The sequence below is a fragment of the Roseateles hydrophilus genome, assembly GCF_026712245.1.
GTDB classification, from domain to species: Bacteria; Pseudomonadota; Gammaproteobacteria; order Burkholderiales; family Burkholderiaceae_C; genus Pelomonas; species Pelomonas hydrophilus.
Genome location: NZ_JAPPUY010000004.1, coordinates 466808 through 492883 on the forward strand (window position 1 = coordinate 466808; position 26076 = coordinate 492883).

General features: G+C 70.5%; 22 protein-coding genes and 1 tRNA gene. 10 read left to right on the forward strand and 13 right to left on the reverse strand.

The window, feature by feature from the left end; genetic code table 11:
* Positions 1 to 32: 32 nt before the first annotated feature.
* From NYO99_RS17175 to NYO99_RS17185, 3 genes are read left to right on the forward strand one after another with little or no spacing between them, the layout of a single operon-like run.
* Positions 33 to 779, forward strand: a complete 747-nt coding sequence (locus NYO99_RS17175) for a hypothetical protein (protein ID WP_268168467.1) — start codon at positions 33 to 35, stop codon at positions 777 to 779.
* 35 nt (positions 780 to 814) lie between these two features.
* Complete coding sequence (locus NYO99_RS17180; protein WP_268168468.1) at positions 815 to 1552, forward strand: hypothetical protein; 738 nt, start codon at positions 815 to 817, stop codon at positions 1550 to 1552.
* An 8-nt stretch (positions 1553 to 1560) separates the two neighbouring features.
* Positions 1561 to 2223, forward strand: coding sequence for a hypothetical protein (locus tag NYO99_RS17185; protein ID WP_268168470.1), 663 nt, complete (start codon positions 1561 to 1563; stop codon positions 2221 to 2223).
* 135 nt (positions 2224 to 2358) lie between these two features.
* Here NYO99_RS17185 and NYO99_RS17190 read toward each other — a convergent pair whose 3' ends face one another.
* The 4 genes from NYO99_RS17190 to NYO99_RS17205 form a co-directional block, all read right to left on the reverse strand.
* The gene (locus NYO99_RS17190; RefSeq protein ID WP_268168471.1) at positions 2359 to 4059 is read right to left on the reverse strand and encodes an acetate--CoA ligase; all 1701 of its coding nucleotides are present in this window, start codon (positions 4057 to 4059) and stop codon (positions 2359 to 2361) included.
* 61 nt (positions 4060 to 4120) lie between these two features.
* Positions 4121 to 5185: a serine hydrolase domain-containing protein gene (locus NYO99_RS17195; RefSeq protein ID WP_268168472.1), complete on the reverse strand. Its 1065-nt coding sequence runs from the start codon at positions 5183 to 5185 to the stop codon at positions 4121 to 4123.
* Positions 5186 to 5218: 33 nt separating this feature from the next.
* On the reverse strand, positions 5219 to 6034 hold the full coding sequence (locus NYO99_RS17200) for a helix-turn-helix transcriptional regulator (protein WP_268168473.1): 816 nt from the start codon (positions 6032 to 6034) through the stop codon (positions 5219 to 5221).
* A 31-nt stretch (positions 6035 to 6065) separates the two neighbouring features.
* A complete protein-coding gene (locus NYO99_RS17205; RefSeq protein WP_268168474.1) occupies positions 6066 to 6590 on the reverse strand; it encodes a GNAT family N-acetyltransferase in 525 nt (174 codons plus the stop codon).
* Positions 6591 to 6631: 41 nt separating this feature from the next.
* Between NYO99_RS17205 and NYO99_RS17210 the strand changes: the two genes are divergently transcribed.
* Positions 6632 to 7546 carry an alpha/beta hydrolase gene (locus tag NYO99_RS17210; protein ID WP_268168475.1) on the forward strand — a complete coding sequence of 305 codons (915 nt, stop codon included), beginning with the start codon at positions 6632 to 6634 and terminating at the stop codon, positions 7544 to 7546.
* Positions 7547 to 7552: 6 nt separating this feature from the next.
* Here the strand turns inward: NYO99_RS17210 and NYO99_RS17215 are convergent, their stop codons facing one another.
* Both NYO99_RS17215 and NYO99_RS17220 read right to left on the reverse strand, forming a co-directional pair.
* Positions 7553 to 7801: a DUF4212 domain-containing protein gene (locus NYO99_RS17215; protein WP_268168476.1), complete on the reverse strand. Its 249-nt coding sequence runs from the start codon at positions 7799 to 7801 to the stop codon at positions 7553 to 7555.
* Positions 7794 to 9971 carry a S9 family peptidase gene (locus NYO99_RS17220; RefSeq protein WP_268168477.1) on the reverse strand — a complete coding sequence of 726 codons (2178 nt, stop codon included), beginning with the start codon at positions 9969 to 9971 and terminating at the stop codon, positions 7794 to 7796. Before NYO99_RS17220 ends, NYO99_RS17215 begins: the two co-directional genes overlap by 8 nt.
* A 118-nt stretch (positions 9972 to 10089) precedes the next feature.
* On the opposite strand from NYO99_RS17220, the gene prfB reads away from it, so the two are divergent.
* The 4 genes from prfB to NYO99_RS17240 all read left to right on the forward strand — a co-directional run bounded on the left by prfB (position 10090) and on the right by NYO99_RS17240 (position 15066).
* Positions 10090 to 11194, forward strand: a protein-coding gene (prfB, locus tag NYO99_RS17225; RefSeq protein WP_268168479.1) for a peptide chain release factor 2 whose coding sequence is annotated in 2 segments (ribosomal slippage) — positions 10090 to 10170 and positions 10172 to 11194 — 1104 coding nt in all. Because the reading frame shifts where the segments join, the coding sequence is not laid out codon by codon here.
* Between the two features lie 57 nt (positions 11195 to 11251).
* A complete protein-coding gene (pepN, locus tag NYO99_RS17230; protein WP_268168481.1) occupies positions 11252 to 13915 on the forward strand; it encodes an aminopeptidase N in 2664 nt (887 codons plus the stop codon).
* A gap of 10 nt (positions 13916 to 13925) precedes the next feature.
* Positions 13926 to 14942, forward strand: a complete 1017-nt coding sequence (locus NYO99_RS17235; protein ID WP_268168482.1) for a class 1 fructose-bisphosphatase — start codon at positions 13926 to 13928, stop codon at positions 14940 to 14942.
* A gap of 48 nt (positions 14943 to 14990) precedes the next feature.
* Positions 14991 to 15066, forward strand: a tRNA-Thr gene (locus NYO99_RS17240).
* 95 nt (positions 15067 to 15161) lie between these two features.
* Here the strand turns inward: NYO99_RS17240 and NYO99_RS17245 are convergent.
* On the reverse strand, positions 15162 to 15299 hold the full coding sequence (locus NYO99_RS17245) for a hypothetical protein (RefSeq protein ID WP_268168483.1): 138 nt from the start codon (positions 15297 to 15299) through the stop codon (positions 15162 to 15164).
* A gap of 67 nt (positions 15300 to 15366) precedes the next feature.
* Here NYO99_RS17245 and NYO99_RS17250 point away from each other — a divergent pair, with 67 nt between their 5' ends.
* On the forward strand, positions 15367 to 16677 hold the full coding sequence (locus tag NYO99_RS17250; protein WP_268168484.1) for an SGNH/GDSL hydrolase family protein: 1311 nt from the start codon (positions 15367 to 15369) through the stop codon (positions 16675 to 16677).
* A 199-nt stretch (positions 16678 to 16876) separates the two neighbouring features.
* On the opposite strand, the gene NYO99_RS17255 is transcribed toward NYO99_RS17250, so the two are convergent.
* From NYO99_RS17255 to NYO99_RS17280, 6 genes are all read right to left on the reverse strand, one after another.
* Positions 16877 to 18010 (reverse strand): ABC transporter substrate-binding protein, encoded by a 1134-nt coding sequence (locus tag NYO99_RS17255; RefSeq protein WP_268168485.1) that lies wholly within the window; start codon positions 18008 to 18010, stop codon positions 16877 to 16879.
* A gap of 88 nt (positions 18011 to 18098) precedes the next feature.
* Positions 18099 to 19151 (reverse strand): aldose epimerase family protein, encoded by a 1053-nt coding sequence (locus NYO99_RS17260; RefSeq protein WP_268168487.1) that lies wholly within the window; start codon positions 19149 to 19151, stop codon positions 18099 to 18101.
* Complete coding sequence (locus NYO99_RS17265) at positions 19148 to 20125, reverse strand: SMP-30/gluconolactonase/LRE family protein (protein ID WP_268168488.1); 978 nt, start codon at positions 20123 to 20125, stop codon at positions 19148 to 19150. The genes NYO99_RS17260 and NYO99_RS17265 overlap by 4 nt, the downstream gene beginning before the upstream one ends.
* A complete protein-coding gene (locus tag NYO99_RS17270; RefSeq protein ID WP_268168489.1) occupies positions 20122 to 20967 on the reverse strand; it encodes an NAD-dependent epimerase/dehydratase family protein in 846 nt (281 codons plus the stop codon). The genes NYO99_RS17265 and NYO99_RS17270 overlap by 4 nt, the downstream gene beginning before the upstream one ends.
* A gap of 43 nt (positions 20968 to 21010) precedes the next feature.
* On the reverse strand, positions 21011 to 22099 hold the full coding sequence (locus NYO99_RS17275) for a LacI family DNA-binding transcriptional regulator (RefSeq protein ID WP_268168490.1): 1089 nt from the start codon (positions 22097 to 22099) through the stop codon (positions 21011 to 21013).
* A gap of 92 nt (positions 22100 to 22191) precedes the next feature.
* Positions 22192 to 24309 (reverse strand): alpha-glucuronidase family glycosyl hydrolase, encoded by a 2118-nt coding sequence (locus tag NYO99_RS17280; protein WP_268168492.1) that lies wholly within the window; start codon positions 24307 to 24309, stop codon positions 22192 to 22194.
* A gap of 235 nt (positions 24310 to 24544) precedes the next feature.
* Here NYO99_RS17280 and NYO99_RS17285 point away from each other — a divergent pair, with 235 nt between their 5' ends.
* Positions 24545 to 26074 (forward strand): MFS transporter, encoded by a 1530-nt coding sequence (locus tag NYO99_RS17285; protein ID WP_268168493.1) that lies wholly within the window; start codon positions 24545 to 24547, stop codon positions 26072 to 26074.
* The last annotated feature ends 2 nt before the right edge of the window (positions 26075 to 26076 follow it).

Genomic DNA, 26076 nt, shown 5'->3' on the forward strand with positions numbered 1-26076 from the left:
GCCTCATTCACCGATTTCTGTCAACCCACTTCATGCCGACCCTCGCCCCGCGCCTGCTCCTGACCACCGCACTGCTGAGCGCCTTGCCCGCCCTGGCCGCCGACACGCTGGTGCTGCCCCCCGTTCACACCGAACTCAAGCGCGACGGCACCGTGCTGCCCTACCGCCAGCTCAACGAGGTGCTCACCAAGCTGCGGCTGCACGGCAGAAACCTGTTCCGCATGGACTTCCGGGTCGACCGCGAGCGCACCAAGGTGCCGCTGGCCGATGTGCGCATCGCCGTGCGCACCGATGACAAGGACTACCCGCTGAGCATCGACCCGCAGGGCCTGATCCAGCTGCCCATCCTGCCGGAGGCCGAGGCCAAGACGGCCGACTTCGCCACCAACACGCCCAAGGGCCACCTCAAGGCCAAGATCTCGCTGGAGCTCAACCTCGCGCCGGAGCAGCTGACCATGGGCAAGGTGCGCGAGATCGTCGCGCTGGGCCGCACGCTGCGCGAGGAGCTACTGCCCTGGGCCGTGCGCTGGCTGGTGCCCGGCATCGAAGGCGTGCGGGTGTGCAGCACCACGCCCACCTGGGAGCTGGAATGGCCCGAAGGCGGCCAGCTGATGGGCCTGGCCCTGCCCGCCACCGCCGGCGAGCGCGATGCGCAGGACGCCAACAGCCCCCGGCCGCGCCCCTGCGCGCTGCTGACCGGCCAGGAAAGCTGGCCCGACAGCGCCCGCCTGCTGCCGCCGGAAAACACCCACCTCAGCGTCAAGCTGCGCGGCAACTGACCGCCTCACCCACCCCCAACGCCTGCGAGCCCGCCATGCGCCCCCTGCTCACACCCCTGTTGCTAACGTCGCTCCTGATGGCCAGCTCGGTCACCCCGGCCCAGGACACGCAGGTGCTGCCCGCCGTGCGCACCGAGCTCAAGCGCGACGGCAGCGTGCTGCCCTACGCCCAGCTCAACCAGCTGCTGAGCAAGCTGCGCCAGCATGGCGAAGGCCTGTTCCGCATGGACTTCCGCGTTGACACCGCCAAGACCAAGAAGCCGCTGACCGAGCTGCGCATGGCCGTGCGCAGCGACGAGGCCGACCACCCGATCAAGCTCGACGCCGAGGGCCGCTTCGACCTGCCCGTGCTGCCCGAAGCCGAGGCCAAGACGGCCGACCTCGCCACCAACGCGGCCAAGGGGCAGATGGCCGTCAGCGGCACCGTGAAGCTCACCACGCCGCCCGAACAGCTGGACCTGGCCACCGTGCGCCGCATCATGCAGGTGGGGCGCAAGCTGCGCGAAGAGCTGCTGCCCTTCTACCTGCGCTGGCTGTTCCCGCGCGGCCAGGGCGTGCGCATCTGCAGCGACACGCCCACCTGGGAGCTGACCTGGACGGAGAACGGCCAGCTGCTGGGCCTGCCGCTGCAACCGGCCACGGGCGAGCGCGAGCCCGAGACCAAGAAGGGCGAGGCCAGCCGCCCGTGCACCGTGCTGACCGGCCAGGAGAACTGGCCCGACGCGGCACGCCTGGTGCCGCCGCCCGGCACCAAGCTGTCCATCAAGCTGTAGCCACCGCCATGGCCACGCCGCACCGCTGGGCCGCACGCGCGTTTGTCATCGCGCTGCACGCGGCGCTGCTGGTGGCGGCGCTGCTGCACCGACCGCCCGGCTTGGCCCCGGCGCGCGAACGGCAGGCCACCAGCGTGCGCCTGATCGCGCCGCCGCGGCAGCAAGCGCCGCTGCCCGACCCGAACCGCTTCGCCGCGCGCCGCCCATCCACGGCGCAGGCGCCCAGCCTCTCGATCGCGCCAACGCGCGACGACACTGAGATCGCCGCGCCCACCTCCCCGGCCACCCCGGCGCCGCCTGCGCCCACGGCTGTACCGCCGGCCGAGCCCCCACGCATCACGCTGAAACTGACGCTGCCGCCCGGCTACGCCGCCTCGTCGGCCACAGCACGCAACCCAGCGCTCAACGACCCGCGCAGCAACACCGCCCGCACAACGCTGGAAGACCGCATCGCCGACGCTACCGGCGGTGCCGGCGCCTGGGTGGAGGAGCACACCAGCGACAACCGCAACCAGGCCGTCGGCGCCCTCGGCGAGCACCGCCGCGTCATGCGCCGGGGCAACACCTGCGTGGAGATCTTCCGCTCCCGCATCGCCGACTCCGACCCCTTCAACGGCAACGTGGCCCCCATCGCCACGCCGATGGCCGGGCGGCCCTACAAGTGCAAGTGAGCGGCGGGGACGGCACCCGCGTCACGGCAGGCGACGGGCAGCCAGACAGCGGTGCTGCACCGGCGATGTCGCATGCGCTTTGGGCACCTTCACCACGCGGTGCATCGCACGTGGGGTCGCGGCGCTCACCGTGGCCTACGAAGCCCCCGCGCCCAGCCCGGCGCGCTGCTGCTCCTGCAGCCGCAGCACGCGCCGCTGCACCTTGCCGGTGGTCGTCATCGGCAGCGCGGCGATGAACTCGACCTCCTTCGGGTACTCGTAGGGCGCCAGGCGCGCCTTGACGTGGGCCTGCAGCGCGGCCACCAGCGCGGCGTCGCCCACATGCCCGTCGGCCAGCACGACGTAGGCCTTCACCAGCGCACCACGCTCGGCGTCGGGCTTGGGCACGACGGCGGCGTTGGCAACCGCCGGGTGCTTGAGCAGGCAGTTCTCGATCTCGCCGGGGCCGATGCGGTAGCCGGCGCTCTTGAACACATCGTCCGCGCGGCCCTCGTACCAGAAGCTGCCGTCGGCCTCCATGCGAGCCAGGTCGCCGGTGCGGCACCAGCTGTCGGCCGGGTCGCCGGTGAACTTGGCGCGGGTGGCGGCGTCGTTGTTCCAGTAGCCAAGGAAGAAGACCGGGTCGGGCACGCCGTGGCGGTCGCGCGCGTGCACGGCCACCTCGCCCACCTGGCCCGGTGCGCATTCGCGGCCGTCGTCGTCGATGACGGCCACGCGGTGGCCGGGGTAGGCGCGGCCCATGCTGCCGGGCCGCGCCGGCCACAGGCGCTGGCAGTTGCCGAGCACGTAGTTCATCTCGGTCTGGCCGAACATCTCGTTGACGGGCACGCCCAAGCACTCGCGGCACCAGGCGAACACCGCGTCGCCCACGGCCTCGCCGGCGCTCATCAGCGTGCGCAGCTTGAGGCCGAGGCGCTTGGGGCGGGGGGCGGCCTTCATCATGGCCTTGAGCGCGGTCGGGAACAGGAAGGCGTGCGTGACGCCATAGGCCGCCATCAGCTCGAAGGCCTTGTCCGCCGTGAAGCGGCCCTGCCAGGCCACGATGGGCCGGCCGAAGTAGAGGCTGGGCAGCAGCGCATCCATCAGCCCGCCCGTCCAGGCCCAGTCGGCCGGGCTCCAGAAGACGGCATCGCTCGGCTTGCTCTCGTCGAAGGGATCGAAGCCGAACCAGTCCTGGCTGGCGATGAAGCCCGGCAGGTTGCCGATGAGCGCCTGCTGCGGCAGCAGCGCGCCCTTGGGGTTGCCGGTGGTGCCGCTGGTGTAGAGCAGCAGCGCCGCGTCGCTGGCGCGCGTGGCCACGCGGGTGAAGCTCGCGGCCTCGGCCTGCAGCACGTCCATCCACGCGAGCTCATCGCGCGCGGTCGTGCAGTCGCCCACGACGATGACGCGCCGCAGCGCCGGGCAGTCCGGCCGGGCCGCACGCAGCGCCGGCATGGCCTCGCCGGCGGCAATGGCCAGCACGGCGCCGCTGTCCTGCAGCCGGTAGGCCAGCGCCTCGGCGCCGAACAGCATGGACAGCGGCAACGCCACCGCACCGATCTGCTGGATGGCGATGTGGGCCACGGCCGTCTCGAAGCGCTGCGGCAGCTGCACCGCCACGCGGTGGCCGCGCCGCACGCCCTGGGCCATCAGCGCGTTGGACAGGCGGTTGGCAGCGCGCTGCAGTTGCGCGTAGCTGTACTGCGCGCGGCAGCCGCTGTCGCTCTCGAAGTAGATGGCGGTGGCCTTGGGCGTGGCGCGCGCCCAGCGGCCGCAGCAGGCCTCGGCGAGGTTGAAGTCCGGCGGAACCTGCCAGCGGAAGGCGGCATGCAGCGGCTCGTAGCGGTCGTCGGCCATCAGCCCCCCTGGTTGAGCGAGGCGCGATGCTAGCCAGCCCACCCGGTGCCGCCACTCGGGGCTAGCCCGGTGTGCCGCCCTCGAGCGGGCGCAGCCGCTCGCCGTCGCACAGGTGGCGCGACAGCAGCGCCGCGGTGAACGCCCAGCTCTGTGGGTGCATGCCGCGCTGGTTGTAGTGCGTGCGCGTCAGCGCGACGACGGCGCCCAGCGTGGGCAGGCCCAGCACGAGGTTGCCGCCGTTGCCGGCCATCATCCAGCCGCTGTGGCGGCCGCAGGCGAGCTCGAAGTCGCGGCGCCAGAACAGCTCGCCATAGTCCATGCCGAGCGGCGTGCTGCGGTGCGCGCTCAGCACCGTATCGACCTGCGCCGGCGCCAGCAGTTCGCGGCCCTGCCACTGGCCGCGCTGCAGCAGCAGCTGCATCAGCGCCGCCCAGTCGCGCGTGCGCAGCCGCAGGCCGCCGCCGCTCATGGTTTCGCCGCTGGGCGAGTGGTGCCATTGCACGGTAGTGATGCCCAGCGGCCCGAAGAGGCGGCGCTGCGCATAGGCCTCCAGCCCGCCGGGCATGCGCCGCTCCAGCAGCTGGCCCAGCAGCACAGTGCCGGCGGTGCAGTAGGCCCAAGGCGAACCCGCCGGCACGGCGCGGGTGGGCAGGTCCACAGCCCAGCGCAGCCAGCGCGGCAGCGGGTACATGCGCTCTTCGTTGCCGGGGCTGGCGTCCTGGTTGTCATCGCAGTCGAGCGCGGAAGACATGGTCAACAGGTCGGCCACGACGATGGCCTGCTTGGCCGGGCCATCGTGCGCCAGGGGCTGCAGGTCGGTGAAGGCGGCGAACACGGGCGTGTCACGGCGCAGCGCACCGTCCTGCACGGCGGCGGCCACGAGCAGCGCGGTGACCGACTTGCCCACCGAGCGCGTGTCATGCAGCGTGTCGGCGCCAGCGCCGCGCGCATAGTGCTCGGCCAGCACGCAGCCGCCGCGCTGCAGCAGCACGCTGGTGCCGCCGGGCAGGGCCTGCAGCGCGGCCAGGTCGGCGGTGTCCACCAAAGGCTCGGCGGCGCGCGCGGCGCCACCAAGAAGGAGGGAGAAGCTCAGCGCCAGCAGCGCCAGGGGTCGTGAAGCGGTCATGGAGCCATGCTCGCCGGCACCGGGCCGGGGCGTCTAGAACGTTTTGAACCCGCCCCGCCAGGCCGCCGGCGTGCAGCCGTACTCTGCGCGGAACAGGCGCGTGAAGTGGCTCTGGTCCGCAAAGCCGAGCTGCGCAGCCACGTCGGCAATCGGCTGGCCCTCGCGCAGGCGGCGCGCCGCCAGGTTGAGCTGAGCCCGCCGCTGCAGCGCGCCGGGCGAGAGCCCGTAGTGGCGCCGGAAGGCCCGCGACAGCGACACCGGGTGCACACCCGCTGCCGCGGCCAGGTCAGCCAGGCGCAGCGGTTGCGCGCAGTCGTCCACCAGTTGCTCCATGCAGCGCCGCAGCCAGGCCGGCTCTCCGCGGCCACGCGCCGCAGGGTCGTCAGGCGCCGCCTGGGCACGGCTCAGCGCACAGAGGCGGTGGCACTGCTCCTCGATCTGCAACAGCCCGGCCAGGTCGACGGCCACCGGCTGGCGGGCCAGGTCTTGCGCAACCGCTTGCGCCGCAGCGGCCAGGCGCCGTGCGCCGCCGTCCAGCAGCGCGAGGTCGGCCACCTGGCGCGCGCCCAGGCTCAGCGCCACGAAGTGGCTGCCCAGGTCGAGGAAGCTGTCCTGGTGTCGCGTGCCGGGCGGGTTCCACAGCACATCACCAGCGCCGAGCAGCCGGTCGGCGCCGCGCGCGCTGCTGCGGTAGCGGCCCGACAGCACGACGATGAAGTGCCCGTCCGCATGCTCGTGCGGCAGCACCTCGTGCGCAGGCGTCTGTGCGGTCAGCCGCGCGAGGCTGAAGCCCGCCACGTCGCAGCGCGTGTCGAAGTGGCCGTAGAACTGGGCATGCCGCAGGCGCATCGGTCAGCAGGCCCGGGCAAGCAGCGCAGGCCTAAAGGCCCAGCCAGGCGGAGGGCGACCACCGGCTGGGGCGCTCGCCGTCGCTGTAGCGCTCCAGCGCGTCGCCGGCGAGGCGGCAGATGCGCCACTCGGGCATCACGTCAGCGCCCAGCGACTCGTAGAAGCGGATGGCGTCCTCGTTCCAGTCCAGCACCGTCCAGTCGAAGCGGCCATAGCCGCGCTCGCAGGCCAGCCGCGCCAGGTGGATGAGCAGCGCGCGGCCCAGGCCGCTGCGGCGGTGCGCGGGGCGCACATACAGGTCTTCCAGGTACAGACCCGGCCGCGACAGGAAGGTGGAGAAGTTCTTGTAGAACAGCGCGAAGGCCACCACCTCGCCGCCCACCTCACCCACCACGCACTCGGCCGCCGGCTCGTCACCGAACAGGTGAGGCGCCAGGGACTCGGGGGTGACTTCCAGCAGGTGGCTGAGATTCTCGAACTCGGCCAGCTCGCCGATCAACTGGACGATGACGTGAAGGTCGCGGGGCTCGGCGGGGCGGATGTCTGGGCGGGGCATGAGCGCATTGTCGGGGCTGCGCCGTCGCCTACAGTGCGGATATGCCCCATGTCTACACCGTTCATCGCCCGCATCACAGTGAGTTCCTGACGCTGCGCAGGCTGCGCCACCACCTGCTGCGCTGGGGTCAGCCCTTGCCGGGCCGCCCGCCCCTGGTGCTGGTGCATGGCTGGATGGACGTGGGTGCCTCGTTCCAGTTCTTCGTCGACGCGATGCACGAGACGCGCGAGGTCATCGCGCTGGACTGGCGCGGCTTCGGCCTGAGCGACGCGGGCGGGGCCGACTGCTTCTGGTTCCCCGACTACCTGGCCGACCTGGACGCACTGCTGGACGTCGTCAGCCCCGGCGCCCCGGTCGACCTGGTGGGCCACAGCATGGGCGGCAACGTGGTGATGAGCTACGCCGGCGTGCGCCCGCAGCGCGTGCGCCGGTTGGTGAACCTGGAAGGCTTCGGCATGCCCGACGTGTCGCCCGCCGCGGCGCCCGAGCGGCTGGCGCGCTGGCTGGACGAGCTGAAGGACCCACCCTCGCTGCGCCCCTACGCGACGCTGGCCGACGTGGCCGAACGCCTGCGCAAGAACAACCCGCGCCTGCCGGCCGACAAGGCTGCCTGGCTGGCGGCCCACTGGGCGCGTCCTGCGTCCGATGAAGAAGCGACAGGTTTCCAGCTCAACGCCGATGCGGCGCACAAGCTGTCCAACCCGGTGCTGTACCGCAAGGCCGAGGTGCTGGCCTGCTGGCAGCGCATCACGGCGCCCACGCTGTGGGTGGAGGGCAGCGACGACCAGCTGACGCGCTTCTGGGGCGGGCGTTACCCGCGCGACGAGTTCGAGTCGCGGCTGGCCGTGGTGCCCGACCTGGCCCGCACGGTGCTGCAGGACGCCGGGCACATGCTGCACCACGACCAGCCCGAGGCCCTGGCCGCGGCGGTGGAGGCCTTCCTCGGCGCAGCCTGAACGCACTCAGCGGCGCTCGGCGAACTCCTCGTCCAGCCGGCGCATGCGCCGCGCGTAGACGATGACGATGGCGCAAAAGCCCAGCAGCGCGCCCTGCGAGGCCAGCCAGAAGGCCAGCGGCCAGCCGAACAGCTCCACGCTGAGCTCGCGCGCGAACACCACGGGCACGAAGGCCACCAAGGCCCAGGCCAGCAGCAGCGCGGCGGTGAGCCGGCGCGTGCGGCGCCAGTAATCGCCGTGCCCGGTCTCAGTCATTCAGCAAGCCCCACTGCTGCAGCATGAAGGCGTAGGTGCGCGCGGTCTCGCGCAGCGCGTCGAAGCGGCCGGAGGCGCCGCCGTGGCCGGCCGTCATGTTGATGTCGAACAGCACCGGCGCGCTTCCCTGGTTCAGCTCGCGCAGCTTGGCCACGTACTTGGCAGCCTCCCAGTAAGGCACCTGGCTGTCGTTGATGGCCGTCTTGGCCAGCACGGCCGGGTAGACGGCGGGCTTGAGGTTGTCGTAGGGGCTGTAGGCGCGCATCCAGGCGTACTCGTCGGCCTTGTTGGGGTTGCCCCATTCGATGTATTCCTCGGTGGTCAGCGGCAGGCTGGCGTCCAGCATGGTGTTGAGCACATCGACGAAGGGCACCTGGGCAACCACGGCCTTGAACAGGTCGGGCCGCAGGTTGGCGGCCGCGCCCACCAGCAGGCCGCCAGCGCTGCCGCCGTGGATGATGAGCTGGCTGGGCTGGGTGTAGCCCTGCTTCACCAGCGCCTCGGCGCAGGCGACGAAGTCGGTGAAGGTGTTCATCTTCTTGCCGAGCTTGCCGTCCAGGTACCACTGGCGGCCCAGGTCGCCGCCGCCGCGGATGTGGGCGATGGCGTAGATGACGCCGCGGTCCAGCATGGACAGGCGCGGGCTGGCAAAGCGCGGGTCGCTGGGGATGCCGTAGCTGCCATAGCCGTACAGCCACAGCGGCTGCGGGCCGGCGCGGCGCTTGTCCTTGCGGTAGACCAGGCTCACCGGCACCTTGACACCGTCCGGCGCCGTCACCCACACGCGCTCGCTGGCATAGAGGCTGGCGTCGTAGCCGCCCTGCACGGGCGCCACCTTGAGCAACTGCAGCGCGCCGGTGGCCAGATCGGCCTCGTAGGTGCTGGCGGGCGTGGTGAGCGAGTTGTAGGCGAAACGCACACGCGGCGCGTCGAACTCGCGCTGCGGGGTCAGCACGGCGTTGTAGGCCAGCTCCTGGAAGCTGATGTCACGCGGCTTGCCAGCGCTCAGCGGGTAGATCCGCAGCTTGACCGAGCCGCCCTCGCGGATCTGGGCGACGGCGTGGGTCTTGAAGGCCACTGCCTGCTCCACCATCGCGTCGGCGCGGTGAGGGATGAGCTCCTGGGCGCGCGCCAGATCGGCCGGCTTGAACAGCGCACCGGCGCCGGCCTTCATGGGCAGGCGCAGCAGACGGAAGTTCACGCCGCGGTCGTCGATGCGCAGCAGCAGCTCCTTGCCGAAGGGCGTGACCGCGTACTCCTGGCCGGTCTTGCGCGGCAGCACCTCGCGCCAGCGGCCCTCGGGCTGGTCGGCGGGCAGCACGCGCCAGTCCATGGTGTCCTTGGAGCGCGAGCCCAGCATCAACGTGCGGCCGTCCAGCGACTTGGCGAGCATCAGGTTGAACAGCTCGTCAGGCTCCTCGTGCACCAGTTGGTCCTGCACGGCGCCGAGGCGGTGGCGCCACAGCTGGTGCGAGCGGCGGGCGTCGTTGTGGCGGATGTAGAACAGCGTCTTGCCGTCAGCCGACCACTCGAACGCGTCGGCATGCGGTGTGGTGGCGATGACGCGGTCTTCGCCGGTCGTCAGGTCGCGCACGTGCAGCTCGAAGTCGCGCGCGCCGGTCGCGTCCACGCCATAGGCAACCCGCTGCTCATCGGGGCTGATGGACACCGCGTTGAGGTTGACGAACTTGCGCGTCTTGGCCAGCTCATTGAGGTCCAGCACCACCTGCTCGGGCGCCTGCGGGTCGTGCAGCCGCTGCGGGCCCTGCGCGGCGCGGCGCACGTAGACGGGGTACTGCTGGCCGACATCGATGCGGCTGACGTACCACCAGCGCCCTTCGCGCTGCGGCACACCCTGGTCGCGCTGCTGCACGCGGCCCTTCATCTCCTCGAACAGCCGGGCCTCGGCGGCCGCATGGGGCTTGAACCAGGCGTCCGCGTAGGCGGCCTCGGCCTTCAGGTGGGCCTGCACCTCGGGGTCGTCCTTCTCGCGCAGCCAGAAGTAGTCGTCGATGCGGCGGTCGCCATGCACGCTGACGTCCTTGGGCTTCTTGGCGGCAACGGGCGCGCGCGGCGCGTCCTGGGCGCGGGCGGCGCTGGTGGCGCAGATCAGGCTGGTAGCGAGCGCGGCCGTGTGGGCCAGCGCGCGCCAGGTGGGCAGCAGATGCATGGGTGGGCTCTCCGGCCGGGCGCTGCCCTCGGCAGCCTGGCCCCGGCGGCGCAGAGTGTGCCTGCTCGGGCGCATGCAAAAATCGCGGCCTTTCCCGAACTGCACGCTTGTGCCCGTCATGGACATCGAACACATCAACCAAATCGGCAACAGCCTTGCCGACCTCTCAGCGCGCACCGACGCGCTAAGGGGGTATCTTTGACTTCGATCGCAAAGCACTGCGACTGAACGAAGTCAACGCCGCCCTCGAGAACCCCAACGTCTGGAACGACCCCAAGCGGGCCCAGGAGCTCGGCAAGGAGAAGCGGACGCTGGAGACCGTGGTCGACACGATCACGCACCTGACGACCTCGCTGGCCGACAACGCCGAGTTGTTCGAGATGAGCAAGGAAGAAGGCGATGAGGCCGGCATGCTGGCCATCGAGGAAGACGCCAAGGCCCTGCAGGCCAAGGTCGAGGAACTCGAGTTCCGCCGCATGTTCAACAACCCGGCGGACCCGAGCAACTGCTTCATCGACATCCAGGCCGGCGCCGGCGGCACCGAGGCCTGCGACTGGGCCGGCATGCTGCTGCGCCAGTACCTGAAGTACTGCGAGCGCAAGGGCTTCAAGGCCACGATGGAAGACGAGACGCCGGGCGATGTGGCCGGCATCAAGAGCGCCACCATCAAGGTGGAAGGCGAGTACGCCTTCGGCTTGCTGCGCACCGAAACCGGCGTGCACCGCCTGGTGCGCAAGAGCCCGTTCGACTCGTCCGGCGGCCGCCACACCTCGTTCGCGTCGCTGTTCGTCTACCCGGAAGTCGACGACTCCATCGAGATCGACATCAACCCGGCCGATGTGCGCACCGACACCTTCCGCGCCAGCGGCGCCGGTGGCCAGCACATCAACAAGACCGACTCGGCAGTGCGCCTGACGCACATCCCGACCGGCATCGTCGTGCAATGCCAGGACGGCCGCAGCCAGCACAGCAACCGCGACGTCGCGTGGCGCCGCCTGCGCTCGCGCCTGTACGACCATGAGATGAAGAAGCGCATGGAAGAGCAGCAGAAGCTGGAAGACACCAAGACCGATGTCGGCTGGGGTCACCAGATCCGCTCCTACGTGCTGGACCAGAGCCGCATCAAGGACCTGCGCACCAACTACGAAACCTCGGCGACGCAGAAGGTGCTGGACGGCGATCTCGACCAGTTCATCACCGAGTCGCTTAAACAAGGCATCTGATGCCGCCCGGGCCGCGCTTGCGGCCCTCTTTCTTTCGATTCCCCAAGGAAGCCCCTCATGCGTGAAGGCACCGCTCCCCTGATCCAGCGGCTGGACTACCAGCAGCCCCCGTTCTGGATCCGCAAGGTCGACCTGAGCTTCGACCTCGACCCCGCCAAGACCATCGTCACCAGCAAGATGCAGGTGGAGCGCAACCGCGCCGTGCCACACGGCCCGCTGCGCCTGCACGGCGAGGAACTGAACCTGCTGCGCGCCCTCATCAACGGCGCGGGCGTGTCCTTCCGCCAGGAAGGCCATGAGCTGGTCATCGACAACCCGCCCGACGACGACTTCGCGCTGGAGATCCGCAACACCATCGCGCCGGAGAAGAACACCGCGCTGTCGGGCCTGTACACGTCGGGCGGCAGCTTCTTCACGCAGTGCGAGGCCGAGGGCTTCCGCCGCATCACCTACTTCCTGGACCGCCCGGACGTGATGGCCGTCTACACGGTCACGCTGCGCGCCGACGCGGCCAAGTACCCGGTGCTGCTGTCCAACGGCAACCTGACGGACAGCGGCACGCTGGAGAACGGTCGCCACTTCGCCGTGTGGCACGACCCCTTCCCCAAGCCCAGCTACCTGTTCGCCGTCGTCGCGGGCGACCTCGTCGCGCGCGAGCAGCGCGTGCGCACCCGCGCCGGCAAGGACCACCTGCTGCAGGTGTTTGTCCGCCGCGGCGACCTGGAGAAGACCGAGCACGCGATGAACAGCCTCATCGCGTCCATCGTCTGGGACGAGGCCCGCTTCGGCCTGCCGCTGGATCTGGAGCGCTTCATGGTGGTCGGCGTGTCCGACTTCAACATGGGCGCGATGGAGAACAAGGGCCTGAACATCTTCAACACGGCCGCCCTGCTCGCCTCGCCGGCCACCGCGACGGATGCCGACTTCGCCCGCATCGAGTCCATCGTCGCGCACGAGTACTTCCACAACTGGACCGGCAACCGCGTGACCTGCCGCGACTGGTTCCAGCTGTCGCTGAAGGAAGGCCTGACCGTCTTCCGCGACCAGGAGTTCTCGATGGACATGGCCGGCAGCGCGTCGGCCCGCGCGGTGTGCCGCATCCAGGACGTGCGCCAGCTGCGCGCGCTGCAGTTCCCCGAGGACAGCGGCGCCATGGCCCACCCGGTGCGCCCGGACAGCTACAGCGAGATCAACAACTTCTACACGGCCACCGTCTACGAGAAGGGCTCGGAAGTCGTCCGCATGTACCAGACGCTGGTCGGCCGCAAGGGCTTCGAGGCCGGCATGAAGCTGTACTTCGAGCGCCATGATGGCCAGGCTGTGACCTGCGACGACTTCGCGCAGGCCATCGCCGACGCCAACCCCGGCTCGGCGCTGGCCACGCGGCTGGACGCCTTCAAGCGCTGGTACTCCCAGGCCGGCACGCCGCGCGTGAAGGCGCACGGCGAGCACGACGCCGCCGCCCGCACCTACACGCTGCGCCTGGCACAGCACACACCCGCGACGCCGGGCCAGCCGACCAAGCTGCCGCAGGTCATTCCCGTCGTCATGGGTCTGCTGGACCGCCATGGCGCCGCGCTGGCGCTGAACGCCGCGGGCGACACCGAGACCGTGCTGGTGCTGGACCAGGCCGAGCAGACCTTCGTCTTCGAGAACATCGACGCCGAGCCGGTGCCGTCGCTGCTGCGCGGCTTCTCGGCGCCGGTGGTGCTGGACGACGGCCTCAGCGACGCCGCGCTGCTGGTGCTGATGCGCCACGACAGCGACCCGTTCAACCGCTGGGAAGCCAGCCAGCGCCTGGCGCTGAACCGCATCCTGCATGCGCTGCGTGCCGGCCAGCCGCTGCAGCTCAGCCCCGTATTCATCGACGCGATGCGCGGCCTGCTCAACCACCCTGAGCTTGACGCCGCCTTCAAGGAACTGGCACTGACGCTGCCGGGCGAGGCCTACATCGCCGAGCAGCTGGACGTCGTCGACCCGCAGGCCATCCACGCCGCGGTCATGGCAGCTCAACAGCAGCTCGCCAGCGCGCTGCGCGACGACTGGGCCGCCACCTTCGAGACCAACCAGATCGCCGGCGGCTACACGCCGGATCCGGTCTCCAGCGGCAAGCGCGCGCTGGCCAACCTGGCGTTGTCCATGCTCGTGCTCGATGCACAGGCCACCGGCGACACCGTGTGGCCCGGCAAGGCCTACCAGCGCTTCAAGGACGCGTCCAACATGACGGACCGCCTCGGCGCGCTGGCCGCGCTGGTCAACGCCGGTGCCGAGCTGGCGCAGCCCGCGCTGGAGCGCTTCCATGCGCTGTTCAAGGACGACGCGCTGGTGATCGACAAGTGGTTCGCGCTGCAGGCCCGTGCACCGGAGAGCGAAGGCCGCGTGTTCGCCCGCGCCAAGGCGCTGACCAAGCATGCCGATTTCACGCTGAAGAACCCGAACCGCGCGCGCAGCCTGCTGAGCAGCCTGTGCATGTTCAACCCGGCGGCATTTCATCGCGCTGACGCGGGCGGCTACGTATTCTGGGCAGAACAGGTGCTGGCCGTGGACGCGATCAACCCGCAGCTGGCCAGCCGCATCGCCCGCGCGATGGACCGCTGGTCGGTGCTGGCCGAGCCCTACCGCAGCGCCGCCCGCGAGGCCGTGGCGCGCGTGGCGGCCAAGCCGGATCTGTCCACCGACGTTCGCGAAATCGTCGAACGCGCACTCGCTTCAGGCAACTAAGAGCAGTCCCATGTCACGACAGACCAGTCTCACCCAATACCTCATCGAACAGCAGCGCGAGCACGGCCACATCCCGCAGGAACTGCGGCTGCTGATCGAGGTGGTCGCCCGCGCCTGCAAGCGCATTGCCATCGCCGTCAACAAGGGCGCCCTGGGCGGCGTGCTCGGCTCCGCCGGCAGCGAGAACGTGCAGGGCGAAGTCCAGAAGAAGCTGGACATCATCGCCAACGAGGTGCTCATCGAGGCCAACGAATGGGGCGGCCACCTCGCCGCCATGGCCAGCGAGGAGATGGACAGCATCTACGTCGTGCCCAACCGCTACCCGCAGGGCGAGTACCTGCTGCTGTTCGATCCCCTGGACGGCTCCAGCAACATCGACGTCAACGTGTCCATCGGCACCATCTTCAGCGTGCTGCGCAAGGTGGGCCACTCGCGCGGCGTGTCGGAGGAGGACTTCCTGCAGCCCGGCAAGCAGCAGGCTGCGGCTGGCTACTGCGTCTACGGCCCGCAGAGCATGCTGGTGCTGACCGTGGGCGACGGCGTCGCGATGTTCACGCTGGACCGCGAGACCGGCTCCTGGGTGCTGACGCAGGATGAGGTCAAGATCCCGGACGACACCAAGGAGTTCGCGATCAACATGTCCAACATGCGCCACTGGGCGCCGCCGGTGAGTCGCTACATCGACGAGTGCCTGGCCGGCTCCACCGGCCCCCGCGGCAAGGACTTCAACATGCGCTGGGTGGCCAGCATGGTGGCCGACGTGCACCGCATCCTGACCCGAGGCGGCGTGTTCCTGTACCCCTGGGATCAGCGCGAGCCCGACAAGCCCGGCAAGCTGCGCCTGATGTACGAAGCCAACCCGATGGCCTTCCTCATCGAGCAGGCCGGTGGCGCCGCCGTCAACGGCACCGAACGCATCATGGACCTCAACCCCACCAAGCTGCACGAACGCGTGGCCGTGGCGCTGGGCTCGAAAAACGAGGTTGAACGCATCGCCGCGTACCACCGCGAGGCAGCTCAAAAATAGTGGCTATAATGGCGGGCTCTTGAGGGCCGCAGCACTGCGAACCACAAGGCCGGCATAGCTCAGTTGGTAGAGCAGCGCATTCGTAATGCGAAGGTCGGGGGTTCGACTCCTCTTGCCGGCACCAGACACCCAACAAAGCCCAGCGCACCCCGCTGGGCTTTTTCGTTTCTGGGCCACGGCAGGGCTGACGTGCAGCCTGCCGGCCTGCGCATCACGCCGTCACAGCCAGCTGATCAGGCGCTGCAACCAGCGCGGCAGCGGGCGGCTGGGGGTGTAGGTCTGGCGGTACTGGCTGAGCATGGTGTGGGCCTTTCGTTGAAGCTGTCTATTTATACAGTACTCACAGCGCAACGCCAAGCGAACCCTCCCGCACCTGAGCAAATTGATAGCGATATCATTTTGCAAAACACCAGGAGACGCCCGCATGACGCCGCAGCTTGCCCCGCCCACCCGCCCGCACCCGCATCGGCTTTGGGGCGCCTGGGCAGCCATCGCGTTGCTGCTGGTCGGATGCGGGGCCACGCCACGCAGTGCCGGCCCCGCGCCGTGGCTCGCCGCCTGGGGCAGCGCCCAGTTGGAGCAGCAGCCCGCACCCACCGCCCCGGGGGCGGCGGTCGCGTGGCAGGCGCCGCTGCGCGATGTCAGCCTTCGCCAGATCGTGCGGACGACCGCCGCGGGGCAGACGCTGCGCGTGCAGATCAGCAACCTGTTCGGGCGCGAGCCGCTGCGGCTGGGTGCGGCAAGCGTGGCGCGGGTCCAGCCGGGTAGCGAGAGCGGCAGGCCGGTGCTGCAGAACGGCCCTGTGACGCCGCTGCGCTTCCGAGGCCAGCGCGAGCTCGTGCTGGGCCCCGGCGAGGAAGCCTGGAGCGACCCGGTCGCCCTGGAACTGCCGGCCCTGGCCGACGTGGCGGTGCAGATGCACATCGTCGCGTCGCCCGCGCAGGCGACGGTGCACCCGGGCGCCCGCATCCACAGCTGGGCGCTGCCGGGCCCACATGCAGACACGGTCGACTGGCCGGATGCCGCTGCCCAGCCGGGCTGGTGGCACCTGGCTGCGGTGGATGTGGGCGGCGCGGCGCCGCAGCCGGTGCTGGTGGCCACCGGCGACTCCATCACCGATGGCTACGGTGTGCCGCCCGGCAGCTACCAGCGCTGGACGGACGCCCTCGCCCGCCGCCTCACCGCGCAGGGCCGGCCGGGTTCGGTCGTGAACACGGGCATCGGCGGCAACCGGCTGTTGCAGGATGGCCTCGGGCCCCGACTGCTGTCGCGCTTCGAGCGCGACGCGCTGTCACGCAGCGGCGTCACGCACGTGATGCTGTTGGCAGGCGTCAACGACCTGGGCAGCAGCCATCGCCAGCGCGCCACGACGCCCGACTCGCGTGCGGCACTGCTGGCCGAGTTGAAGCAAGGCCTGACCATGCTCGCAGCCCAGGCGCGCGAACGGGGCGTGTGCCTGTTCATCGGCACTGTCATGCCCTACGGCGGCAGTGGCTACTACCAGCCGGGGCCTGAGAACGAGGCAGATCGGCAGGCGCTGAATGCATGGATACGCGTGCCCGGCCGCTTCGACGCCGTCGTGGATTTCGACAGCCTGATGCGCGATCCGGCCCGGCCCACCCACCTGCGCCGGGAGTTCGACAACGACGGACTCCATCCGTCACTGGCCGGCTACCAAGCCATGGCGGACTTCTTCCCGCTGCCGTTGCTGGAGCGACGCTGCACGGCCCAGTGAGGCGTGCGGCTGTTAGCGCCGCCATCCAAAGCCCTCATAGCGAAAAGTGTGATGCCCTCAAGCACTTGGCAACACAAAAGATAGCGCTCACAATTCGTGCCAACCCAACAGTTCTCTGGTCGGGTGCCCCGGGTTGGTGGGGTGTCCTGTCACTTTCGGCGGCTGCGCGAGCAGACCGCCGTTTTTTTGCTCACCGCGCTCAGGCGCCGACCGCCGGCACAAACTTGCCCGTCTGGATGGTCACGAAGAATGGCTTGCGCTGCAGGTTGTCGCCGTTGACATCGAAGGCCACCGGCTGCTGCAGCCCGTCGAACGGGCCCTGCGTGCGCAGGGCGTCTTTCAGCGCCATGGCGTGCGCCTTGCGGCGCAGCGCGTCCAGCACCGCCGTGGCCGCGTCATGCCCGCCCACGCTGCCGAAGCCGGGCATCTCCCGGAACTGCTTCTCGTAGCGCTGCGTGAAGCGCGTGAACCGCGCGGACTGGTCGTGCCGGTCGTAGAGCTGGATGAGCTCCACCCCCTCCACGGCCTGGCCGCCAAGCTCCAGCAACTGCTCCGACGCCGCCCACTCGGACACCAGGATGGGCAGATCCGCCCGCTGCTTGCGCAGCAGCTGCGTCAGCCGCGCGGCATCCACCGCGTTGCCGATGATGACGATGGCCTGCACGCCGGCCAGCTGCGCCAGCTGCCTGGCCACCTCCACCAGCGAGTCGCTCAGCGAATCAAAGTCCACCTGCTGCACGACCTGGCCGCCCAAGCCTGTCAGCGCCGTCGTGAACTCGCGGGCCCAGCTGTCCGCAAAGCTCTTGTTGCGGGCCGTCCTGGCCACCGCCACCCGGCGCAGCCCGCGCTTCTCGGCACAGCGGCGCGCATAGGCCAGCCCGTTGTCACGCGTGGTGCCGTTGATGCGGAACAGCAGGTCGTCGTGGCCGTGCAAGTCCAGCGAACTGGCGGTGGGCGACACAAGCAGCAAGCCCCGTGGCGTGGCGGCGTCGAGCAGGCGCTGCGTGCCTACGCTGGTCACGGCGCCGATGGCGGCAACCACGCCGGCCTGCGTCAGCTCTTCGACGGCGCGCTGCGCATCGGCGGGCGTGGCGCCGAGATCGCGCACCACCAGCTCAACCGGCCCGAGCGCGCCACCTGCCTCGTTGGCCGCCTGCACGGCCAGCAAGGCGCCGTTGCGTGCGGTGCGCGCCAGATCGGACGAGGTGTCATTGAGCTCCGCCACAAAGCCCAGCCGCACCGGCCCCGGCGCACTGCAGCCCAGCGGCAGGCCGGCGGCCAGCAGGCAGGCCAGGGCCTGGCGGCGTCGTTCATCAATGCGCGGTAAGGCCATGCGTGCAAGCTTCCAAGTGCGTCTGCAATGACCCTAACCGAAACCACCGCCGCCGGCCATAGAGCCCTTCCGCGACGGCGGAGCCCGCTCAGACTGGATCGTGGCCGAAGCGGTGCAGCGTGGCTGAACGGAACACCTCGCCCGGGCGCAGCACGGTCGACGGCCAGTCCGGCCCCACCGGGCGGTTGGGCGAGTCGGGGCTGTGCTGGGTCTCCAGGCAGACGCCGGCCCCGCGCGTGTAGCGCACGCCATCGGCGCTGCCGAGCGATCCATCCATCCAAATGCCGGCATAGAACTGCAGCGCCGGCTCGGTGGTGGCCATGCTCATCCAGCGGCCCGACACCGGATCCACCAAGCGTGCAGCGTCATGCAGCTGGCCGTCCAGCGGATGGTCCAGCAGCCAGTTGTGGTCATAGCCCATCTCGCCGCCGATGACGCGCTCGGCGCGGAAATCGAACGGCGTGCCCGCCACCGGCGCATGGTGCAGCGGGATGCTGTGCGCCCCGGGCACGGTGTAGCGGCTGGCCAGCAGCTGCAAGCGGTGCCCCAGGGCCGACCCGGCCCGGGCGCCGCCGAGGTTGAAGTAGGCATGCGAGGTCAGGTTGACCACCGTGGGCCGGTCCGTCGTGGCCTCGTAGTCCACGCGCCAGCTCATGTCCGCGCCCAGCGTGTAGCGCACGCGCACATCCATCGCGCCAGGGAAGCCCATGTCGCCATGCGGGCTGTGCAGAGCCAGCGTGAGGCTGGCGCTGCCATCGGACGCCGGCTGCGCGTGCCACAGCGACGCGCCAAAGCCGGCCGGGCCGCCGTGCAGGCAGTTGGGGCCGTCGTTGGTGACGAGCTGATGGCGCTGGCCGTCGAGCACGAAGCTGCCGCCGGCAATGCGGTTGGCATAGCGCCCCGCGATGACGCCCAGGTGCGAGCCCGCACCGGCCAGGTAGGCGTCCAGGCTGGCAAGGCTCAAGACAACGTTGTCAGATCGACCCGAAAAATCAGGCGCCCACAGACCGGTGACGATGCCGCCCCAGTCCAGCGCCGTCAGCACCAGGCCGCGGCCGTTGTCGAGGCGGTATTCGTGGACGACGCGGCCGTCGGGCAGACGGCCGTACTCGCGTTGGGTGACGGCAGGTTCAGCGTTCAACGGACAAGACCTCGGGCATGGACATAGAGGGCATACAGCGAATGGCTGCTGGCCATGAAGAGCCGGTTGCCCTTGGCGCCACCGAAGCACAGGTTGGCACAGCGCTCGGGCAGGTGGATGTGGGCCAGCGGCTGGCCCTGCGGGCTGTAGACGCGCACGCCGTCCAGCGGCGCCGGGTCCACGCCCGGCTGGCCGCCGCCGCCGAAGCCGCACCAGATGCGGCCCTGCGTGTCCAGCGCGATGCCGTCGAAGGCGCCAGGGCCTTGGGCGTCGATCAGCAGACGCTTGTCGCTGACCGTTGCGCCGCTCACCGCGTACGACCAGATCAACCGGTGCGGCTGCGCGCGGCTTTCCACCACCAGCAGCCGGCCTTCGGGCGTGAAGGCCAGGCCGTTGGGGCCGGCGAGGTCGTCGATGGCACGTTGCAGTTCGCCCGTCTGGCCGTCGAGCCGGTAGACGCCATGCGGCTGCTCGCGCTCGGCCGGCGCGCCTTCCCAATCGCCGCTGATGCCGAACTCCGGGTCGGTGAACCAGATGGCGCCGTCGGGCGCGACGGTGATGTCGTTGGGCGAGTTCAATGGCTTGCCGTCGAAGCGGTCGGCCAGCACGGTGATGCGGCCGTCGAACTCGGTGCGCGTGATGCGCCTGCCCAGGTGCTCGCAGCTGATGAGCCGGCCCTGCGCATCACGCGCATGGCCGTTGGCGTTGCCGGCCGGTTGGCGGAACACGCTGACCTGGCCGCTGCAGTCGTCCCAGCGCAGGATGCGGTCGTTGGGGATGTCAGACCACAGCAGGTAGCGCCCGTCGCCAAACCACACCGGCCCTTCGGCCCACTGCAGACCGGTGGCGAGCTGCTCCACACAGGCGGAGAACAGGCGCAGCTCGCGGCCCTCGGGCGCGAGGATCTCGAAGGCCGCGTCCGGCAGCCGCGATGCAGGCTGGAAGGGGATGGCCGGCCCGTGCACGTGGCTCATGCGCCCTCTCCGCCCGGCTGGCCGGCGAAGGGGAACGGCCCCTGCGTCACGAAGACGCCGCCCTGGTAGCGGGCCTCGGGGCGCGTGGGGTCGATGTGGGGTTGCTGGGCCTCCAGCTGTGCGCGCCAGGGCTCGGAGCTGTCCTGCGGCCGGTAGCCGACGTGGCGGCCCTGGGCGTTGTCCCACCAGGTGGTGCGGTTGTCACTGCAGCCGTAGACGATGCTGTGGCCCACGACGGGCGCGCTCAAGGCGGCGACGAGCAGGCGCTCCATGTCGTCGTGGCTGAGCCAACTGGCCAGGTGGCGGCGGTCCTGCGGCTCGGGCAGGCAGGAGCCGATGCGGATGCTGACGGTCTCCAGGCCGTGGCGGTCGAAGTAGTACTGCGCCAGGTTCTCGCCAAAGGCCTTGGACAAGCCGTAGAAGCTGTCCGGGCGCGGCACGACGTTGGCCAGGATGGTCTCGCCCTGGCCGTAGAAGCCGGTGACGTGGTTGGAGCTGGCGAAGACGATGCGCTTGGTACCTTGGCGGCGCGCGGCTTCGTAGAGGTTGTAGGCGCCCACGATGTTGGCCGGCAGCACGGTGGAGAACGGCTTCTCGACGGACACGCCGCCGAAGTGCAGCACGGCATCCACGCCCTCCAGCAGCGCGAGCATCGCGGCCTCGTCTTCCAGCGGCGCGATGACGACTTCCTCGCCGTCACCGGCGGGCTCCATCGCAGCGAGGTCGGAGACGCGCAGCGTCTCGCAGTAGCGCTTCAGGCGCGGGCGCAGCATGCGGCCCAGGGTACCGGCAGCGCCGGTCAGCAGAAGGCGCTTGAAGCGCAGTCCGGTCAGTTCTTGCATGGCGGAGCGGGCCCGGTATCGGGCCGCGAGCAGGGGGACGAGGTCAGGCACCGGCTCCCAGGCGCAGCGGCGGGCGCAGGCGCGGGGCGGCGTCGGACTGGCGTCGGACCAGTTCGAAATCCTTGAGCTCGTGCTCGCAGGGCAGAGACTCGCCAGAGCGGCGCGCCTTGATGTGGCGCACCAGCAGATCCACCGCCGCGCCGGCCATCTCCATGATGGGCTGGCGCACGGTGGTGAGTTCGGGCCAGATGGTCGTGGCCAGGGGGGCGTCGTCGAAGCCGACGACAGTCAGGTCGCTGGGCACGTCCAGGCCCAGCCGGTGCGCGATGGCGACGGTGGCAGCGGCCATGTCGTCGTTGCTGGCGAAGATGGCCGTGGGGCGGCGTTCCTGCGACAGCAGCTGCTCGGCGGCATCCAGGCCCGAGCGGTAGGTGAACATGCCCTGGGCCACCACCTCTTCTTCCTCGATGTTCAGGCCGGCATCGGCCATCGCGGCGTGGAAGCCCGCCAGGCGGCGCGCGGCGCTGCTCTGGTAGGGGTCACCGATGATGAAGCCCAGGCGGTGGTGGCCCAGGTTCAGCAGGTGGCGCGTCATCTCGTAGGCGGCCTGATAGTCGTCGATGCCGACGGCGCAGACATCCGCCGGCGGCTGGCCGGCGGAAACGACCACGGCGGGCGTGTCGGTGCGGGCCACCAGCTGCAGCAGCGGCTGCGAATCGCAGAACGGTGGCGGCAGGATGAGGCCGTCGATGCCGTTGGCAATCATCTCGGCCACCGGCGCCTCCTCACCGTCACGCGCGGCATCGCAGCGCTGCACGATGAGCTGCACATGGCGCAGGCTGGCCTTGTTCAGCAGACCGATGAGGAACTCGTTAAGGTAGCCGGCCGTCGGATCGATGTAGAGCATGCCGATGCGGATGGGCTCCGAACCGGCGAGGCGGCGGGCCGCCTGGTTGGGCACGTAGTTCAGCTGCGCGATGGCGGCCTGCACCTTCTCGCGTGTGCCGGGGCGCACATTGAGCTCACCGTTGACCACCCGCGACACCGTCATCGGCGACACCCCGGCCAGACCGGCCACGTCGGCAATGGTGGCGACCTTGGTGCTGCGACCCTGGCGCGCGTTTGGCTTCACTCTGCACCTCGACTCATCGTTGTTCTTGGCCGCCGCTGGAGCGCGGCATGGCTGCGGGCGTGATTCTCTACCAAGCCCATGGTGACGCGAACTCAGCGCCCCGGCGCATGAGGAAACTGCAGCGCCTGGTAGTCCGCCAGGCTGCGTTCGGGTGGCCGCGTGCCGGCCGGCAGGGGCAGGCCCGAGACCGACTGGAAGTAGGCGATGCAGGCATCGCGCCACCAGCGCGCCTCGCGCGCCTGCACGGTCAGGTAGGCCGTCACCTCGGCATGGCGCTGCGGGTCGATGTCGGGCTTCAAGGCCGCCCAGCGCCGGGCCATGCTGTCCACCGTGGCCACGCCACGGTCGTAGCGGGCGACGAGCTCGGCCCACAACGTGCGGCCCGAGGGCATGGCGTGGTCCCAGGGCAGGTGGTGAAACCACAGCAGCAGCTCCGGCGGCGTGGTGCGCGGGTCGCCCCAGCTGCGCGCCAGCGCCGGCGCGTACTGCGCCACGGCCTTGCTGCCACGGGCGCTGCGGTCAAAGCCGATGCCGCTGCGCGAGGCGCGGTGGAAGTAGGTCGGGTTCCAGTCGGCGCGCTCCAGGTTGTCCACCCAGGGCGCCGGCCCGTAGTGATGGCCGGTGCCCATCAGGTGGTGCAGGCCCAGCGGCGTCATGTAGTCCACGACGGCCTCGCGCGAGTCCGCCATCAACGCCACGATGGCATCACGCGCCGCCGGGCGGGCCGTGAAGGTCTGCGCCACCCACTCGCGGGCAACGTCGGCGGCGGCGAGGTCCGGGTCCCACGCCTGGCGGCCGAAGGCGTACCAGTTGGCCTGGTCGAACTGCGAGCCGCTCCAGTTGCGATCAGTGCCGATGTTGGCCACGCCCGCGATGGCCTTCACGGCGCCCGCCACCGTGGTGCCGTGATGGGTGTCGGCCTTCAGCACTTCCTCGAACAGCGGGCCCAGGTGCACAAGGTGGGTCGAGAAGCCCAGGTACTCCTTGGTGATCTGCAGTTCCAGCGCCAGCGGCGTCTTGGGCATCGCGCCGAACAGCGGGTGGAAGGGCTCGCGCGGCTGGAAGTCGATGGGGCCGTTCTTCACCTGCACGATGACGTTGGGCGCGAACTGGCCGTCCAGCGGCTTGAAGTCGTCGAAGGCCTGGGCCGCACGGTCCTTGGCCTCGGGCGCGTAGACGAAGGCGCGCCACATGACGACGCCGCCGTGGGCGCTGAGCGCCTCGGCCAGCATGTTGGCGCCGTCGGCATGGCTTCGACCGTAGTCCTGCGGGCCGGGCTGTCCCTCGGAGTTGGCCTTGACGAGGAAGCCGCCGAAGTCGGGAATCAGTCGGTAGATCTCGGCCGCCTTGGCCTGCCACCAGGCGCGCACGGCCGGGTCCAGCGGGTCCGAGGTCTTGAGCCCGCCCAGCTCGCGCGGTGCCGAGAAGCGCGCCGACAGCCAGACCTTGACGCCCCAGGGCCGGAACACGTCCGCCAGCGCCGCCGCCTTGGCGAGGTAGGGCGCCGTCAGCGAGTCCGCCTTGGCATTGACGTTATTCAGCACGGCGCCATTGATGCCCAGCGACGCGTTGGCGCGGGCGTAGTCGGTGTAGCGCGCATCGACGATGTCGGGCAGGCGCCACCAGTCCCACAGCGACGCGCCGGCATAGCCGCGCTCGACATGGCGGTCCAGGTTGTCCCAGTGGTTGAGCAGCCGCAGGCCCACCTTGGGCACCGAGCGCTCGTTCAGCCGCGACAGGTCGGCGCCGGTCTGCGCCGCGCGCAGCCAGGCGAAGCTGCCGTACAGCAGGCCGCGGTCGGTGCTGGCGGCGATCAGCGTCACGCGCCGGCCCTGCAGCACCAGGCTGCGCAGCACATAGCCCTCGGGGCCCAGCGCCGCCCAGTCGACGCTGACGCCGGCCGGCGCCCGGCCCGGCAGCGCCAACAGCAGCGCCCCTGGCGCCACGCTGCCGCGCAAGGCCGGCGCCCGCCCGGCCATGCCGGCCACGCCGCGCTGCAGCTCCGCCACGGCGGCCCGCAGCGTGGGCGAGTCCGGCGCCGCCAGCACGATGCGGCGCGCCTGCGTCTGCAATTGCGCCAGGGCCGGCGCGGCCAGCGGCCGGTAGCGCAGCCACAGCTCGTAGCCATCCTCAGCCGCAGCCCAGCCGGGCAGCAGCGCCAAGGCCGTGGCCAGCAGCAGGCCACCCAGTCTTGCAAAAAAGGTGTTCATCCCGTCTCCAAGGGTGCGCCGCGCCGGATGCGCGAAATTCCGGCTTGCGCAAATCCAAATGGTAGCGCTACATTTGCATCCCGCAAGCCGCCACAACCCCACATTCGCAGCGGCGCTTCCCTCGGAGACATCGTTTGAAACACGCCCCCCCCGGATCAACCCGCAGGTCGCCCCGGCGACACGGGTTTACCCGGCACATCGCTAGCGCTACCAGCCGCTGCGCAAGGGCTGCGTGATGAGGGCAGGCATGTCGGCGGCACCGGGCCGCACGCGCTGGTGGATCTGCGCGCTGCTGTTCGCGGCCACCACGATCAACTACATCGACCGCAACGCGCTGTCGGTGCTCAAGACCCGGCTGCAGCAACCGCTCGAAGCCGGCGGCCTGGCGCTGACGGACGCCGACTACGGCTGGATCACCTTCGCCTTCACGGCCGCCTATGCGGCCTTCCCGCCGCTGATCGGCACGGCCATCGACCGCTTCGGCGTCAAGCGCAGCCTGGCCGTGGCGCTGATCCTGTGGTCGCTGGCCTCGGCGGCGCATGGCCTGGTGGCCGGTGTGTTGGGCCTGGTGCTTGTGCGCTTCCTGCTGGGCATGGCCGAGGCGGCGCACTTCCCCGCCGCCATCAAGGCCGTGGCGATGTGGTTCCCGCAGCAGGAGCGCGCGCTGGCCACGGGCCTGTTCAACGCCGGCACAGCGCTGGGCATCATCGCGTCGCCGCTGACCGTGTGGCTGGCCATCAGCTTCGGCTGGCAGGCCGCCTTCATCGCCATCGGCGCGGCCGGTCTGCTGTGGCTGGTGTTCTGGCAGCGCGGCTTCCAGACGCCGGAACAGCATGCCGGCGTGTCGGCGGCCGAGTTGGCCCACATCCGCGCCGGCCAGCCGCCCGCCACCGACGCGCTGCGCCTGCCGTGGACGGCGCTGCTGCGCTATCGCCAGATCTGGCCCTTCCTGCTGGGCAAGCTGCTGACCGACCCGGTGTGGTGGTTCTTCCTATTCTGGCTGCCGTCCTACCTGGAGCGCGAGCGCGGCCAGAACCCGCTGAAGAGCGCGGGCCTCGTGGCGCTGATCTACCTGGGCTCCAGCGTCGGCTCCATCCTGGGCGGCTGGCTGTCGGGCCACCTCACCCAGCGCGGCTGGCCGGTGGGCCGGGCGCGGCTCACGACCATGGGCCTGTTCGCCGCCTGCATGCCGGCCAGCATCCTGGCCTACAGCACCGACAGCTTCGCCGTGTGCGTGGCGCTGATCACGCTGGCCACCGCCTGCCACCAGGCCTGGTCGGCCAACCTGCTGACCTCGGCCACCGACCTCTTCCCCACGCAGGTCTCGGGCGCCGTCATCGGCCTGGGCGCCACGGCGGGCGGCATCGGCGGCATGTTCATCACGCTGCTGACGGCACTGACCGTGCAATGGACCGGCACGCAGCACTGGGCCTTCGTCTATGCCGGCGCCATGCACCTGACCAGCCTGGCCATCTTCTGGCTGTGGTTTCGCAACGGCTTCGCGCGTGTCGATCTGGGCGGCATGCCCGACTTCAACCGCCCCCATCGCCCGCTGCTCGGCGCCGGCGCGGCGCTGGCCCTGCTGGGTGCGGCGCTGCTGTGGCTGATCACCGCGAACTGGGACGCCTGCGTCGCCGCCGCCAAGCTGTCCGGTGCCGCCCAGGCCGCCACCGCTGCCGGGGGCCTCGTTGCCATCGGCGCCCTGCTCTTCCATGCCGGCCGGCCGCAGCGCCGCCCGGTCTCCCTGCTTCCCCTGACCACCTGAAG